This is a genomic window from Promicromonospora soli, from assembly GCF_014653785.1.
GTDB lineage: Bacteria > Actinomycetota > Actinomycetes > Actinomycetales > Cellulomonadaceae > Promicromonospora > Promicromonospora soli.
In genome coordinates, this window is the sequence record NZ_BNAS01000002.1 from 554331 (window position 1) to 569844 (window position 15514).

Genomic DNA, 15514 nt, shown 5'->3' on the forward strand with positions numbered 1-15514 from the left:
GTCTCCTCGTCATCGAGTGAGTGGATCGGGCACTTATGTCTAGCCTATTGTCGAAAGGTGCACAAGGACTTGGGGGAAGGTGCGGTCGACGCCGCGGCGCGCGTCCTCGACACGAACTGGACCGGCCGGCACACGGTCCCGGCCACGGGCCTGTACCCGCACCAGTGGAGCTGGGACTCGGCGTTCGTAGCGATCGGGACGCGGCATCGTGAGCCAGAGCGCGCGCGGGCGGAGCTGGTCACGCTGCTCGACGCCCAGTGGTCCGACGGACGCGTGCCGCAGATCGTCTACGACGTCGGGCGCGACGACGACTACGCCCCCGGGGCCGGGTTCTGGGAGGCGGGGTCCGGGCCGGCGAGGTCCGGCCTGGCGACGTCCGGGCCGGCGACGTCCGGGCTGGTGCAGCCGCCAATGCATGCCTGGGCCGCGTGGCTGGTGCACTGCGCGGACCCGGCCGGTTCCGCGCGGGATGGATTCCTCGCGCGCGTGTACCCCCGACTCGTGCGCTGGCACGGGTATCTGCGCGTCCGGCGCGCAGGCGCCGTCGGCCTGCCGGTGACGAAGCATCCCTGGGAGACCGGCACGGACAACTCGCCGCTGTGGGACGCCGCGCTCGACCGGGTGCCGCCGGAGGCGGGGACCGCCATCCGACGGCCGGACCTGCAGCATGCCGGGGCCGGCGAGCGCCCCGGCAGCCGCGACTACCGGCGCTACTACCGCCTCGCCGAGACCTACCGCTACGCCGGCTGCGCCGACGACGTCCCTATCGGCTTCGCCATGGTCTGCCCCCTGTTCACCACGGTGCTGGCGGTCTCGGAGCTGGCCCTGGCCCGGATGGCCCGGACTCTGCACGACGGCGGCGGGGGCGGGGCGTCCGGTGGCGACGGGGGCGGCGGTTTCGGGGATGGCGGGGGCGTGGCCGGTCTGGGGCACAGCGACCGCAACGGCGACGGCGGCCGTGCCGGCGCACACGAGGCGGCGGCCGCCAGCCTGATCACCGCGATGGACGAGCATCTCTGGGACGAAGACGTCGGGCTGTACGTGGCGCTGGACGACACCACCGGCGAGCGCGTCCGTCGGGCAACGGTGAACGGCCTGGTTCCGCTGCTTCTGGCGGATGCCGGGGCCGGAGCTGGGGCCAGAGCTGGGGCCAGGGCGTTGAGGGTCGAGCGGATGCTCGCGACGCTGACGGGGGCCGGGTTCCTCGGGGGCGGGCCGTTCGTGCCGAGCACCTCGCGTCAGGACCCCGCGTTCGACCCCGGGCTGTACTGGCGGGGCCCCGCATGGTTCAACATGTCGTGGCTGTTGCTACGCGCCGTCCGGGCGCTGGGCCGAGGCGACCTCGCCGCCCGCCTGCTGGAGCACTTCGACATCGCCGCGCCCGAGGGGTTCCCCGAGTACGTGGACCCTGACACGGGGGCCGGCAGGGGAACCCGCCAGTTTTCCTGGACCGCGGCGCTGACCCTGGACGCGCTGCTCTCGAACGAGTCAGACGTACTACCGGAGCCGTAGCGCCGGAGGAGGTGGACTGGCCCAGCATCGGTCGGACGGTAGGCCAGGCTCACCGAGATCGGTCCAACGGTGAACCGCGCACAGCGAGATCGGTCCTTTGCCCTCAGATCGGTACATCGAAGGACCGATCTCGAGGCAACCGGCCGATCTCAGCGGCGCGGCGATGACATCGGACCGAACACATCACCCCTCAGACCCGCACACGCAGAAGGCCCCGGCCTCCCCACAGGGGAAGCCGGGGCCCTCTCGCGATCAGCAGATCACGCGGTCAGACGATCAACTGGCCGAAGCTCAGTCGGCGACGACCTGCACGCCGATCTTGGCCGACACCTCAGGGTGCAGGCGGATCGAAACGGTGTAGCTACCGGTCGTCTTGATGGACTGACCGATCTCGATCTTGCGCTTGTCGACGGACGGACCGCCGGCAGCGGCAACCGCACCGGCGATGTCGGCCGTGGTCACCGCGCCGAACAGACGGCCACCGGGGCCGGCGTTCGCCGCGACGACAACCGGCTTCGCGGACAGCGAGCTGGCCAGGGCCTTCGCCTCGTCCAGCGACGCGATCTCGCGGGTCTTGCGAGCCTTGCGGATCGCGTTGATGTCGGACTCGGCACCCTTGGTCCAGGGCGTCGCCAGCGAACGCGGGATGAGGAAGTTACGGGCGTACCCGTCCTTCACCTCAACCACATCGCCGGGCTCACCCAGGCCGGTCACCTCGTGAGTCAGGATCAGCTTTGCCATTGTTCTCGATCCCTTCCTCAGCGAGCCGTCGACGTGTACGGCAGCAGGGCCATCTCACGGGCGTTCTTCACGGCCTTCGCGATCTGGCGCTGCTCCTGGACGGAGACGCCGGTGACGCGACGGGCGCGGATCTTTCCGCGGTCGGAGATGAACTTGCGCAGCAGCGCCGTGTCCTTGTAGTCGATGTTGTTGATCTTCGCCGACTTCAGCGGGTTGATCTTCTTCTTGGGCTTGCGCACCACAGGCTTCGCCATGGTGTTGCTCCTTCGTCAGGTGCTGCTCACTCCGCCTGGCAGGCCGGGCAAGCAAAAAAGGTGAACTGGGTGGTGCCGATCAGAACGGCGGGTCGTCCGAGAACGAACCACCGGACGACGCCGGGCCTGCCGTGGCCCACGGGTCGTCATTGCTCTGACCGCCACCGGAAGAGCTGAATCCTCCACCGGAGCCGCCGCCCTGCTGGGCGCCGCCTCCGCCGTTGTAGCCACCGCCGCCGCCACCGAAGCCGCCGCCACCGGACCGCTGGGCCCGGGTGACCTTGGCCGTGGCGTAGCGCAGGGACGGACCGATCTCGTCCACCTGCAGCTCCACGACAGTGCGCTTCTCGCCCTCACGGGTCTCGTAGGAGCGCTGGACCAGGCGACCCTGCGCGATGACGCGCGTGCCCTTGGTCAGCGACTCCGCGACACTCTCCGCGGCCTCGCGCCAGATCGAGCAGCGCATGAACAGGGTTTCCCCGTCCTTCCACTCGTTGCTCTGGCGGTCGAAGGTCCGCGGGGTCGACGCCACCGTGAAGTTGGCGACCGCCGCACCTGAAGGGGTGAAGCGCAGCTCGGGGTCCCCGGTCAGGTTCCCGATCACTGTGATGACAGTTTCACCAGCCATGCCAATTCCTCGATTCAGTCGACGTTCCGTACGCGGTGCGTGGGTTCGCGGTGAATGCAACCACGAACCACTGACACTCGCGCGGGCGCAGAGGGTTCAGTTCCGACGACTACTTGTCGCCGGTGCGCAGGATCTTGGTACGGAGCACGACCTCGTTGAGGCCGAGCTGACGGTCCAGCTCCTTGGCGGTAGCAGACGTCGCGGTGAAGTCGACCACGGCGTAGATGCCCTCGGACTTCTTCAGGATGTCGAACGCCAGGCGGCGGCGACCCCAGATGTCCACCTTGTCGACGGTCCCACCCTCGGTCGTGATGACCGACAGGTACTTGTCGAGCGACGGGGCAACGGTGCGCTCCTCGACCTCCGGGTCCAGGATCACCATCAGTTCGTACTGACGCATGTGTATACCCACCTCCTCTGGTCTCAGCGGTCACGGTCGTTCCGTGACAGGAGGGTTCACAGCAAGGGTCAAGACTACCCGCCATGCGCCAGACGGCGGAATCGACCGCGCGAGACCCCTCTCACACGCCGGTTCCCACCCATCCGGGCACGGCCGAGGGGTCGTCTCCCGCAGGAGACGGCCCCTCGGTTCACGGGTCCGGGACGACGCGAGCTATGGACTCCCGCTTCCGTTCCCGTTGCCGTTGCCTGTCGGCGTGGCGGTCGGGTCACCGGTCGGGAACACTCCCGGGCCAGCCGAGACGATCACTTGCACCTGGCTGCCCGCGGGCACAGCAGCGCCCTCGTCCGGATTCACGTCCATGACGATGCCTTGTTCGACGTCGTCGGAGGGCTGGTACTGGATGACCGGTTCAAGCCCAGCACGCTGGATCTCCCGCCGCGCGTTGTTCTCGTCGCCGCCCACCAGACCACCCGGCACGGTCGCGGACTCCTCGCCCGGCCCGGTCGAGACCTCGACCCTGATGTCCGAGCCGACCTTCACCTCTCGGCCCTCGTTCTCCACGGAGAGCACAATTCCGGCGCCCTGTTCGCTCTCGACCTCCACCAGAACGGCATTCAGCCCGGCGCCGGCCAGCGTCGCCATAGCTGTCGTGATCTGCTGGCCGACCAGACCGGTCGGCACCATCACCTTGTCGTTCTTTTCCGAAGGCGAAGGCGACGGCGTGGGCGACGGTGACGGCGACGGGGCCGGCGGCTCGTAGGCCGGGAACTCCTCGACCTCCATGCCCTCCGTCACCGTCTTCATGTACTCGGTCCACGCCCAGACCGGCCACGTGCCACCCGTGAGGCTGCCGCCCGCCCACTCCCCGAACGGCGTGATCGAGGCCTGGCCGCCGTCGGGCGTCGTCTGGTAGACGCCAACGACCGTCGCGAGCTGCGGGACGTAGCCGGCGAACCACGCCGACTTGTTCCCGTTGGTGGAGCCGGTCTTGCCGGCGACCGGACGACCGAGCTCCTGTGCCGGCGCGCCCGACCCCTTCTCGACCACCTGCGTCAACGCGTAGGTAGCCTTGGCCATCACGTCGGGCTTGAAGACGCCTGACTCCGGCACACGAGTCCACTCGTGGATGAGCGTTTCGCCCTTCTTCACCGACGTCACCATGTGCGTCTCGCTCCGCGTACCTTGCGCGGCGAGCGTGGCATACGCGCCCGCGAGGTCGACGGCGCGCACCGGTTCGGTGCCGAGCACATTGGACAGCTCGGCGTTCGTGGACTCCTTGGGAATACCCGCCCGGATCGCGACGTCCTGCGATTTCTTCGCCCCGATCGCCACGTTGAGCTGTGCGTAGACGGTGTTCACGGAGTTCGCCGTGGCATCGATCAGGTCGATGTCGCCGAACGACTGGCCGCCCTCCTCGGTGCCGAAGTTGGTGAGCTCCACCTCGGGGCCACCGGCCACGGCGGTCCAGCCCGGGATCTGCATCGGACTGTTCCCCGTGTAGTACTCGTTGAGCTCGTGCCCCTCCTCGAGCGCGCCGATCAGGGTGAACGGTTTGAACGTGGAACCGGGCTGCGCCTTGCCGTCGGTGGCGGCGTTGAACTGCACCTTCTCGTAGTTCTTGCCGCCGTACAGGGCGCGGATGGAACCATCCTTGGGGTCGACTGACACGATGGAGACACCGAGGTTCTTCGACGCAGCGTTCTCACCCTTGTACGGGATCGTGTCGGCCGCGGCGACCGCTGCCTTCTGCCACTTCGGGTTGATCGTGGTGCGGATCTCATAGCCGTTCTTCATGAGGTCGTCTTCGGTGATGTCGAATTCGGCGAGCTCCTTGCGGACCTCCTCGAGCAGATACCCCACCTGGCCGGCGCGCGACGGCGGCTGGTACTTGATGGGCTCGGGGAAGGTCGCGGAGTTGCGTTCCTCCTGGGTGATGACACCGAGATCCGCCATGTTGCGCAGCACGCGCCCCCACTTCTCCTCGGCGACGGCGCGGGACTCCTTGCCGAACCGGGGATCCCAGTACGACGGCGACGGGATGATCCCCACCAGCATCGCGGTCTCGGAGACGGTCAGCTTGGCCGCCGGCTTGTTGAAGTACGCCTTCGCGGCTGCCTCGAAACCGTAGGCACCGCGGCCGAGATAGATGGTGTTGACGTAGCCCTCGAGGATCTCGTCCTTCGTCTTCTGGTCTTCCACCTTGAGGGCGAGGATGATCTCGCGGAACTTGTCCGCGTAGGACGACTGCCCCGCCTGGTAGTAGGTGTTCTCCACGTACTGCTGCGTCAGCGTGGACGCACCCTGCCGCGTACCGCCGGTCACGTTGCTGACCAGCGCGCGGACCATGCCCAGCGGGTCGACGCCCATGTGATTCTCGAAGTTCTGGTCCTCGGACGCCACCACGGCCTGACCCACGTACGGGGGCAGCTCGTCGAGGGACCGGATCGTCCGGTCGACCGCCGCGAACTTGCCCATCACCTGGCCGTTCTCGTAGTAGACGGTGGTGGTCTCCGAGCCGATCTCCGTATTCTCCTCAGGTACGGACCAGCCGATCCACCCTGCCGTGAACACGCCGACCACGAGCGATAGCCCGGTCAGTGCGGTGCCGACAACAACTCGCCATGACGGGATCCATGCGCGGATTCCCGTGCGGTACGGCCGCGGGTAGTTCCAGACCGCCCGCCGGCGCCGGGGAGTTTGCGGCCAGATGGGAGAGGGTCCCCTGTTCGCCACGTCTTCCTCGTTCCTCGAATCGGTTCAGTGAGCGCACTGAACCCCGAAACGATAGAGGATCGATGTTCGCAGCAAGTAGCAGAATCGGAGTTTCTCTGTGTACGCCCCGTGTCAGAAACCCCAGGTCGACCAGCATTTCACCCGCTGCTGGCCGAGCCCGTCAGGCCCCTGACCGGGGCTGTCACCCCCGGTCGAGCCTGCCGTACCCGACTAGCCGAAGATGCCGCCTCCGTCGTCCGACGGGTCGTCGGACGGATTGCCGCCGCCCTCCTCCGGTCCGGTGGAGATGACCAGCGTCACCTCGCTGCCCACGGGCACCTCCGAGCCCTCGCCCGGGTCGACCGAGATCACCGAGCCCTCAGGCACGCTGTCCGACGGCGCCTCCTGGATCACCGGCGTCAGCTCGGCGGCCTCCAGCTGGTCCTCGGCGTAGCCCTGTTCCTGGTTGGTCAGCCCCCAGGGCACCATCGTGGTCTCTTCCTCGGCGCCGGAGCCGTTCGAGACCTCGACCTTGATGGTCGAGTTGACCTCGACCTCCTCGCCCTCGTGCTCCACGGAGAGCACTACGCCTGCGGGCTCGTCGCTGTCCACGTCCACCTGCTCCGGGACGAGCTGGAGACCGGCGAGCGCGGAGGCGACAGCGGCGTACTGCTGGCCAGCCATGTTGGTCGGCACCATTACCATCTCTTCCGGCTCCTCCGACGGGCTCTCGGACGGCGTCGGCGTGGGCGACGGTTCCGGGGCCGGCGGGGTGTACGTCGGAAGGTCTTCGACCTCCATGCCCTCGGTGGCCTTGATCATGTAGGCGGTCCACGCCTCCACCGGCCAAGTGCCTCCGGTGATCTGCTCGTAGTCGCTGAAGGGCTTGATCTGCTCGTACGTGTTCTTGTCGGTGTTGTACTCGTACAGACCGACCACTGTCGTGAGCTGCGGCACGAAGCCCGCGAACCACGCCGACATGTTGTCGTTCGAGGAGCCCGTCTTGCCCGCGACCGGGCGGCCGAGCTCCTGCGCGGGTATGCCCGACCCCTCCTCGACCACCTTGCTCATGGCGTAGGTCGCGGCCGCCATGACCTCCTGGTCGAACATCTGCTCGCTCGTGCTCGGCCCCTCATAGCGCAGCTGCTTGCCGTCCCGGACCTCCGTCACCATGTGCGGTTCGGTGCGGTAGCCCTCCGCGGCGATGGTCGAATAGGCGCGCGCCAGGTCCACGTTGGTCACGTACGCGGTGCCCAGCACGTTGGCCAGGTTGCTGCCGATGGTGCAGCAGTCACGGGTGTCCGGGTCGTCGTCGGCTTGAGGGATGCCAAGGTCGTAGCCGACCTGCGCCGTCGTCTCCGGCCCGATGTCCTTGTTGAGCTGGCCGTACACGACGTTTACCGAGTTCGCGGTCGCCGTCGTCAGGTCGAGGCTGTTCCAGGAGTCGTTGTTGAAGTTGTACAGCGGCACGTCGGGGCCGTCGTCTTCCTGCTTCCAGCCCTCGATCACCGTGCCGTCGACGGCGCTGTACGTCTTGTCGAGCTGGATGCCTTCCTTCAGCGCCCCGATCAGCGTGAACGGTTTGAAGGTCGACGCGCCCTGCGCCTCGAACGTCGCGGCGTTAGTCGGGTACTTCGAGTAGTCCGGCCCGCCGTACATCGCCTTGATCTCCCCGGTCTGCGGGTCGATCGACGTGAGGGACGCCCGGGTGAACGGGTCGGCGTCGTCCGGCAGCTTCATCGTCTCGTACGCCGCGGCCTGCATCTTGCGGTCGATCGACGTGTGGATCTCGTAGCCGTTCTTGGTGAGGTCCTCGGCCGAGATCCCCGCCTTGTCGAGCTCGTTGGCCACCTGCTCCAGCAGGTAGGCGGTCCGGTTGTCGCCCGAGCCCTGCTTGTACTCGATGAGCTTGGGGTACTTCGCGGCGGCGCGATCCTCCTCAGTGATGTAGCCCTGCTCGACCATCAGGTTTAGCGTGCGTTCCCAGCGCGACTGCGCCTGCGCCTCGGCCGCCTCACCCTGCCGCGGGTCCCAGTAGGTCGGGTTCGGGATGATGCCGGCGAGGAAGGCCGACTCGGAGATGGTCATCTCCTTGGCCGGCTTCCCGAAGTACGCCTGCGACGCCGCCTCGACGCCGTACGCGCCGCGCCCAAGGTAGATCGTGTTGACGTACCCCTCGAGCACCTGGTCCTTGGTCTGCTCCTGCGTGACCTTGAGGGCGAGGACCGCTTCCTTGAGCTTCGTCGAGTACGTCGCGTACTCCACGCCGACGTAGTAGTTCTCGACGTACTGCTGGGTCAGCGTGGAGGCGCCCTGACGGTCGCCGCCGGTCACGTTGTTGATCGTCGCGCGGAGGATGCCCAGCGGGTTGATGCCCATGTGGGTCCGGAAGCTCTGGTCCTCCGACGCGATGATCGCCTCCGTCACCTGCGGCGGCAGGTCGCCCAGCGGCACGATCGTGCGGTCCTGCGCCGCGAACTTCCCGATCGGCTTACCGTCGGCGTAGTACACGGTCGTGGCCTCGTCGCGGACCGTGCCCAGCTCGTTCGGCACGGGCACGCTCACCCAGGCCGCCATGATGACGCCGGCCGCGAGCGAAGCGCCCGTCAGCAGCGCGCCCACGACGAACCGCCACGACGGGACCCACGCGCGGATCCCGGTGCGGTACGGGCGGGGGTAGTTCCAGATTCCCCGCCGGCGTCGGGGCGTTTGCGGCCAGATCGGAGAAGGACTCCAGTTCGACACGTCAGCCTCTTCCTCGGTTCGGACTCAGGGACCGCCGGTGTGCGGTCGACGCACTCGCCACAGCGGACCACCCGAAACCATAGGGGAATTCACCCCGTCACCCGTAGCCCGATCGCGGCGCACCGCCCCGTCGTGGACATTTCCCCCAGGGTCAGCCCAGTCCGTCTGTCTCGGCTTCACATTTCATCCACTTTTCGCGCCCGGCGCGGCCGACGTCGGAGCCACAGATTGCGAGCCGACATCACCGGACTTATGCTCGCGATGTATCGACTCGATACATCGTGCGCAACTGATCTGCCCGGGCAACCGGCGGACCGGGAAGGGAGGTCACCGTGCGCAGTCGGTCCGATGTGCTGGAGACCGCCGTCCTCGGCCTGCTCAACGAGTCGCCGCTGCACGGGTACGAGCTTCGGAGGCGCCTCAACCTCGTGCTCGGTTCGTTCCGTGCTTTTTCCTACGGCACGCTCTATCCGGCCCTGAAGGCCCTGGTCACCCGCGGTCTGATCGTGACGACGGAGGTCGACCAGCCGCCGCCCTCACCCCGCAGGGCGAAGCCTGGGATCCCGGGCAAGACCACCAAGCCCAAGCCCCTCGGACGACGTCGCGTGGTCTACGAGCTGACCGCAGTGGGCAAGGAGCACCTCCACACCGTTCTGGCCACCGCCGGTCCTGCGGCGTGGGAGGACGACAACTTCGACGTGCGGTTCGCGCTCTTCGGGCAGACCGACGCCGAGACCCGTCTCCGGGTCCTCGAAGGCCGGCGCACCCGGCTGACCGAGCGCCTGGAGGCGTTCCGGGAGTCCGCGTCGCACCCGCGGTCGCGGCTCGACGAGTATGCGCTCGAGCTCCAGCGTTTCGGGCTCGAAAAGGTCGAGCGCGAAGTGCACTGGCTCGACACCCTCATCTCCACCGAGCGGGGACGCGCTGCGGCGCAGAGCCGCCCACCGCAGCAGGAACCAACGAAGAAGGAGCGAGGATGACCTCCATCCGCGTGGGCATCGTCGGCGTAGGAAACTGCGCCTCGTCCCTGGTCCAGGGCGTGACCTACTACCGTGACGCCGACCCGGCGAGCACCGTCCCGGGCCTTATGCACGTGCAGTTCGGCGACTACCACGTGTCGGACCTCGAGTTCGTCGCCGCGTTCGACGTCGACGCGAAGAAGGTCGGCTTCGACCTGGCCGAGGCCATCACCGCCTCCGAGAACAACACGATCAAGATCGCCGACGTGCCGCCCACGGGCGTCACCGTCCAGCGCGGCCCCACCCTCGACGGGCTCGGCGACTTCTACCGTGCGACGATCGACGAGTCCACCAAGGACGCCGTCGACGTCGTGGCCGCGCTGCGCGAGGCCGAGGTCGACGTGCTCGTGTGCTACCTGCCGGTGGGCTCCGAGGAGGCCGCCAAGTTCTACGCGCAGTGCGCGATCGACGCGGGCGTGGCCTTCGTCAACGCGCTCCCCGTGTTCATCGCGTCCGACCCGGAGTGGGCAGCGAAGTTCGAGGAGGCGGGCGTGCCGATCGTCGGCGACGACATCAAGTCGCAGGTCGGCGCCACCATCACGCACCGCGTGCTGGCCAAGCTGTTCGAGGACCGCGGCGTCACCCTGGACCGCACCTACCAGCTCAACGTCGGCGGCAACATGGACTTCAAGAACATGCTGCAGCGCGACCGCCTGGAGTCGAAGAAGCTCTCCAAGACGCAGGCCGTGACCTCCAACCTCGCCGGCTCCCTGGCCGGCAAGAAGGAGGACCGCAACGTACACATCGGCCCGTCGGACTACGTGGCGTGGCTCGACGACCGCAAGTGGGCGTACGTGCGCCTCGAGGGCCGGGCGTTCGGTGAGGTGCCGCTCAGCCTGGAGTACAAGCTCGAGGTGTGGGACTCGCCCAACTCGGCCGGCATCATCATCGACGCGGTGCGCGCCGCCAAGATCGCGAAGGACCGCGGCGTCGGCGGCCCGATCCTCTCCGCGGCGACCTACTTCATGAAGTCCCCGCCCGTGCAGATGGAAGACACCGCGGGGCGCGCCCAGCTGGAGGCCTTCATCCGCGGTGACATCGAGCGCTGATTCGCCGGTCGAGCGTTCGTTTGCTGGTTGAGCTTGTCGAAACCAGGTTCCGGCAAGCTCAACCAGCGAGGCTCAACCAGCGAGGCACGACTGGCGTACGAACCGATTCACGCACCCGTCACCAGCCAGCGGTCGCCCCGAGCGCGCCAGCCGGTCGTCACGGCGCGGGCTGCCATGAACACACCGGCGAACGCAAGCCAGAGCCAGGCGAGCCCCCGTGCGCCGTCGGGCGCCCAGGCAGCGACCGCGAACGCGAACGGAAGGTAGACGACCAGCGTCACCATGCCGGCCCAGGCCAGGTACCGGCCGTCGCCGGCACCGATGAGAACGCCGTCGAGCACGAAGACCCAGCCGGCCATCGGCATGAGGACGCCGCAAACCGCGATGCCGAGGGCGATCGCCATGCGTACGTCGGGGTCGGGCGAGAAGAGGGGCGCGATCCACCAGCCGGCTACCGCGAGGGCGACGCCGATCGCCGCTCCCGCTCCGATGCCCCACTGCAGGCAGCGGCGTAGCAGCAGGCGGACGTGCCCCACGTCGCCCGCTCCCAGGCCGTGCCCCACCAGGGCCTGCGCCGCGATGGCCAGCGCATCGAGCGCGAACGCGGCGAGGCCCCACAGCGAGCTCACCACCTGGTGCCCTGCGAGCGCGACGGGGCCGAGAGCAGTCGCAACGACCACGGTGATCAGGATCGCGGCCCGAAGGCTGAGGGTGCGGATCACCAGCGGCAGGCCGGCCCGGGCGCCGGACAGGATGCCCGCCCGGTGCGGGCGCAGGCTCGCGCCGCGGGCGCGGGCGCCGCGCACCACGATCACGCCGAGCACGACGGCCATGAGCAGCTGGGTGATCGCCGTGCCCAGGCCGGACCCGGCTATCCCCATCCCGGCCCCGTACACGAGCGTGATGTTCAGCGCTGTGTTGAGCAGGGCTCCGGTGGCGGCGACAACGAGCGGCGTGCGCGTATCGCGCAGACCGCGCAGCACACCGGTCGCGGCCTGGACCACGAGCATCCCGGCGAGACCGGGCGCGGACCACCGCAGATAGGTCACGGCATGCTCCGCGACGTCGCCGTGCGCGCCCAGGGCGGTCACCGTCACCGGAGCGGCGAGCAGGAGGACGACGGCGAGGACCACGCCGATCCCGAGGGCGAGCCAGATCCCATCGATACCGGACTGCAGCGCCTCCCGCTCCTTGCCCGCGCCGGTGAGCCGGGCGACCGACGCCGTGGTCGTGTACGCGAGGAATACGCATAGCCCGACGAGCGTGAGCAGCACGTTGCTCGCGAGAGACAGGCCGGCGAGCTCGGCGGTGCCGAGGTGGCCGACCACCGCGCTGTCGACGAGGACGAAGAGGGGTTCGGCGATGAGCGCCCCGAGGGCGGGTACCGCGAGGGCGAGGATCTCGCGGTCGATCGACCGCGGGGAACCCGGAGTGTGGCGCGGCTCGCCCAACTTTCTTTCCTCCACAGGCTGGGGGTTACGTCAATGCAGGTCAGGGGGTATGGCGATGTTTTACACAGGGGTTATCCACAGCTGGGGACAGGGTTGTCCACCCACTGTGCACAGCCCTGGGCCACCTTTCCACATGCTGTACACAGGCTCGTCCACAGGTCTCGTTGCGCTGGCGTCCGCAGGGGCCTAGCGTCAGCGGCACTTGGTTGCTGGTTCGATCTCGCAGGGACTGTCGCACACGACACAAAGGCGTGTCGGGGCTGATGTCCCGCGAGTGTCGGTGGCGGGGAGTAGAACAGGTGTTGGACGTCGACGAGCGCATGCGCAGCGTGTGCCGGAACGTCATGAGATCAGGAAGCTGGAGGAGGTGCGGATGTCGATCGAGGAGCTCGAGTCGAGCTATTCGGGACGAAGCCCCGGCCTCGACCGCACACCGCCGCAGGACATCGCCGCGGAGATGAGCGTGCTGGGCGGCATGCTGCTTTCCAAGGATGCAATCGCCGACGTGATCGAGCAGATCCGGGGCAACGACTTCTACCGGCCGGCGCACGAGGCCATCTACGACGCGATCATCGACCTCTACGGTCGCGGTGAGCCGGCCGACGCGATCACCGTGCTCGCCGAGCTGCAGCGCCGCGGCGAGCACGCGCGCGTCGGGGGCGCCCCATACCTGCACGACCTCATGGCCGGCGTACCGACGGCGGCGAACGCCGGGTACTACGCCCGGATCGTGCGCGAGCGCGCCATCATGCGCCGGCTCGTGGAAGCGGGCACGCGCATCGTCCAGATGGGCTACGCCACCGACGGGGGCGAGGTCGACGACGTCGTCAACAACGCGCAGGCAGAGGTCTACGCGGTTACGGAGCGGCGGGCATCGGAGGACTACCTCCCGCTGGCCGACATCATCGGGCCGACGTTCGACGAGATCGACGCCGCGCAGGGCCGCGGCGAGGGACTCACGGGCGTGCCGACGGGGTACTCGGACTTCGACCGCCTGACGAACGGCCTGCACCCGGGTCAGATGGTGGTCGTGGCCGCCCGACCTGCGGTGGGTAAGGCCCTCGCGCTCGACACCCCGCTGCCGACGCCGACCGGGTGGACGACGATGGGCAACGTCGCGGTTGGCGACTTCCTTCTGGCGGCGGACGGCACCCCGACGCGAGTCGTGGCCGCAACCGAGGTCATGCAAGGCCGCCCGTGCTACGAGGTGGAGTTCGACGACGGCACGGTGATCGTGGCGGACGCTCAGCACCAGTGGTTGACGAGCACCCGCACGCAGCGGCGCAAGGTTCGCGTGGGCACCGTGCCCGAGAGTTCCGTCCACACCACCGAAGAGATCCTTGCGTCTCTGCGGACAGCTACGGCAGACAAGCGCGCCAACCACTCGGTGGCCACGGCCCAACCGCTTGATCTGCCTGACGTTGACCTGCCGATCCACCCCTATGCGCTCGGCGTCTGGCTGGGCGACGGCACGTCGCGGCGTGCGGAGTTCACTTCGGCAGACCCTGAGATCGCGATGATGATCGAGGGCCTTGGTTACGTAGCCCAGGCGCGGGGCGCGGTAAAGGGCGCCGCTCGCACCTATTCGATGCTGCTTCCTGACCCAGAGGTACGGCCGCAGGCCTGCATTATCTGCAGCAAGCAGTTCGTACCGAAGATGGCGACGCTGCTCGCGTGCAGCAAGGCTTGTGCGGCACGTTCCCGAGGTATGGCGCGACCCGAACGGCCGACGTGTCCCGACTGTGGCAAGCCCGGCTGGGGTTTCCGGCGGTGCCAGGAGTGCCACAACGCACACGGCACGATGGGCGGCCGGCTACGCAGCCTCAACCTGCTGCAGAACAAGCACATCCCTACCGAGTACCTCCGAGCGAGCGAGGATCAGCGGCGCGCCCTCCTTGCGGGCCTGCTCGACTCCGACGGCACGGTCAATCCACAGGGCAGCGTCCAGATCGCCGTGACCAACAAGCGGCTGGCCCTGGACGCACGCGAACTGATCCTGTCTCTCGGCTACCGCACGGGCTGGTCGGAGAAGCGGGTCAACGGCCGGACCGAGGCGTCTTCCACAGCCTTCACGATCACATTCACCACTGAGGACGACGTCTTCGCCCTGGAGCGCAAGCGACTTACCCACAAATCCCGCCGCCGTCCTGCAACGGCCAAGCTGACCTCACGGTTCGTGGTGGACGTGCGGGCAATCGAGTCGGTGCCGGTGCGCTGCGTCGAGGTGGAGAACCCGTCGCACCTGTACCTGGCGAGCCGGTCGATGGTTCCTACGCACAACTCTGTGCTGGGGATCAACGTTGCTGCTCACGCTGCCATTCACCACGACATGGCCGCCGTCATCTTCTCCCTGGAGATGAGCCGCAACGAGATCGTCATGCGAATGCTCGCCGCCGAGGCGCGCGTGCCGCTGACCAAGATGCGTAGCGGCAACATGGACGACGGCGACTGGCAGAAGCTTGCCGCCACCATGGGCAAGGTCTCGGATGCTCCGCTGTTCATCGACGACTCGCCGAACATGTCGCTGATGGAGATCCGCGCCAAGTGCCGCCGGCTCAAGCAGCGGCACGACCTCAAGCTGGTGGTCATCGACTACCTCCAGCTGATGTCGTCCGGCAAGCGCGTCGAGTCGCGTCAGCAGGAGGTCTCCGAGTTCTCGCGTTCGCTCAAGCTGCTCGCGAAGGAGCTCGAGGTGCCCGTGATCGCGATCTCGCAGCTGAACCGTGGTGCGGAACAGCGCAGTGACAAGAAGCCGCAGATGTCGGACCTTCGTGAATCAGGCTCCATCGAGCAGGACGCCGACGTCGTGATCCTGCTGCACCGCGAGGATGCCTACGAGAAGGAGTCGCCGCGCGCCGGTGAGGCGGACTTCATCGTGGCCAAGCACCGTAACGGCCCGACTGACGTGATCACGGTTGCGTTCCAGGGCCACTACCAGCGGTTCGTCGACATGCAGGTCTGAGCCTCCGACTGTGGACGTGCAGCCTAGATTGCAAAATG

The 15514-nt window shown here is 67.9% G+C and carries 11 protein-coding genes; 4 read left to right on the top strand and 7 right to left on the bottom strand.

Going from position 1 to position 15514, the window contains the following annotated elements:
* The first annotated feature begins 57 nt into the window (after positions 1–57).
* A complete protein-coding gene (locus IE250_RS08275; protein ID WP_189668782.1) occupies positions 58–1512 on the top strand; it encodes an MGH1-like glycoside hydrolase domain-containing protein in 1455 nt (484 codons plus the stop codon).
* Positions 1513–1803: 291 nt separating this feature from the next.
* Here the strand turns inward: IE250_RS08275 and rplI are convergent, their stop codons facing one another.
* From rplI to IE250_RS08305, 6 genes are all read right to left on the bottom strand, one after another.
* Positions 1804–2253, bottom strand: a complete 450-nt coding sequence (gene rplI, locus IE250_RS08280; protein WP_189668783.1) for a 50S ribosomal protein L9 — start codon at positions 2251–2253, stop codon at positions 1804–1806.
* A 17-nt stretch (positions 2254–2270) separates the two neighbouring features.
* Positions 2271–2507 carry a 30S ribosomal protein S18 gene (gene rpsR / locus IE250_RS08285; RefSeq protein ID WP_108492916.1) on the bottom strand — a complete coding sequence of 79 codons (237 nt, stop codon included), beginning with the start codon at positions 2505–2507 and terminating at the stop codon, positions 2271–2273.
* Between the two features lie 79 nt (positions 2508–2586).
* Positions 2587–3135, bottom strand: a complete 549-nt coding sequence (locus tag IE250_RS08290) for a single-stranded DNA-binding protein (protein ID WP_189668784.1) — start codon at positions 3133–3135, stop codon at positions 2587–2589.
* 109 nt (positions 3136–3244) lie between these two features.
* Entirely contained in the window at positions 3245–3535 is a 291-nt protein-coding gene (gene rpsF / locus IE250_RS08295; RefSeq protein WP_189668785.1) for a 30S ribosomal protein S6, read from the bottom strand.
* Between the two features lie 213 nt (positions 3536–3748).
* Entirely contained in the window at positions 3749–6271 is a 2523-nt protein-coding gene (locus tag IE250_RS08300; RefSeq protein ID WP_189668786.1) for a transglycosylase domain-containing protein, read from the bottom strand.
* Positions 6272–6481: 210 nt separating this feature from the next.
* Complete coding sequence (locus tag IE250_RS08305) at positions 6482–8995, bottom strand: transglycosylase domain-containing protein (RefSeq protein WP_189668787.1); 2514 nt, start codon at positions 8993–8995, stop codon at positions 6482–6484.
* Between the two features lie 332 nt (positions 8996–9327).
* Between IE250_RS08305 and IE250_RS08310 the strand changes: the two genes are divergently transcribed.
* Both IE250_RS08310 and IE250_RS08315 read left to right on the top strand, forming a co-directional pair.
* The gene (locus tag IE250_RS08310; protein ID WP_189668788.1) at positions 9328–9975 is read left to right on the top strand and encodes a PadR family transcriptional regulator; all 648 of its coding nucleotides are present in this window, start codon (positions 9328–9330) and stop codon (positions 9973–9975) included.
* Positions 9972–11063, top strand: a complete 1092-nt coding sequence (locus IE250_RS08315; RefSeq protein ID WP_189668789.1) for an inositol-3-phosphate synthase — start codon at positions 9972–9974, stop codon at positions 11061–11063. The genes IE250_RS08310 and IE250_RS08315 overlap by 4 nt, the downstream gene beginning before the upstream one ends.
* Positions 11064–11170: 107 nt before the next feature.
* Here the strand turns inward: IE250_RS08315 and IE250_RS08320 are convergent, their stop codons facing one another.
* Positions 11171–12514, bottom strand: a complete 1344-nt coding sequence (locus IE250_RS08320) for an MATE family efflux transporter (protein WP_189668790.1) — start codon at positions 12512–12514, stop codon at positions 11171–11173.
* A 373-nt stretch (positions 12515–12887) separates the two neighbouring features.
* Here IE250_RS08320 and dnaB point away from each other — a divergent pair, with 373 nt between their 5' ends.
* Positions 12888–15476 carry a replicative DNA helicase gene (dnaB, locus tag IE250_RS08325; RefSeq protein WP_189668791.1) on the top strand — a complete coding sequence of 863 codons (2589 nt, stop codon included), beginning with the start codon at positions 12888–12890 and terminating at the stop codon, positions 15474–15476.
* Positions 15477–15514 lie beyond the last annotated feature (38 nt).

Coding starts and splice junctions, on each gene's coding strand:
- rplI (WP_189668783.1), bottom strand. CDS start 2,253: ATGGCAAAGCTGATCCTGACTCACGAGGTGACCGGCCTGGGTGAGCCC.
- rpsR (WP_108492916.1), bottom strand. CDS start 2,507: ATGGCGAAGCCTGTGGTGCGCAAGCCCAAGAAGAAGATCAACCCGCTG.
- IE250_RS08290 (WP_189668784.1), bottom strand. CDS start 3,135: ATGGCTGGTGAAACTGTCATCACAGTGATCGGGAACCTGACCGGGGAC.
- rpsF (WP_189668785.1), bottom strand. CDS start 3,535: ATGCGTCAGTACGAACTGATGGTGATCCTGGACCCGGAGGTCGAGGAG.
- IE250_RS08315 (WP_189668789.1), top strand. CDS start 9,972: ATGACCTCCATCCGCGTGGGCATCGTCGGCGTAGGAAACTGCGCCTCG.
- dnaB (WP_189668791.1), top strand. CDS start 12,888: ATGTCGATCGAGGAGCTCGAGTCGAGCTATTCGGGACGAAGCCCCGGC.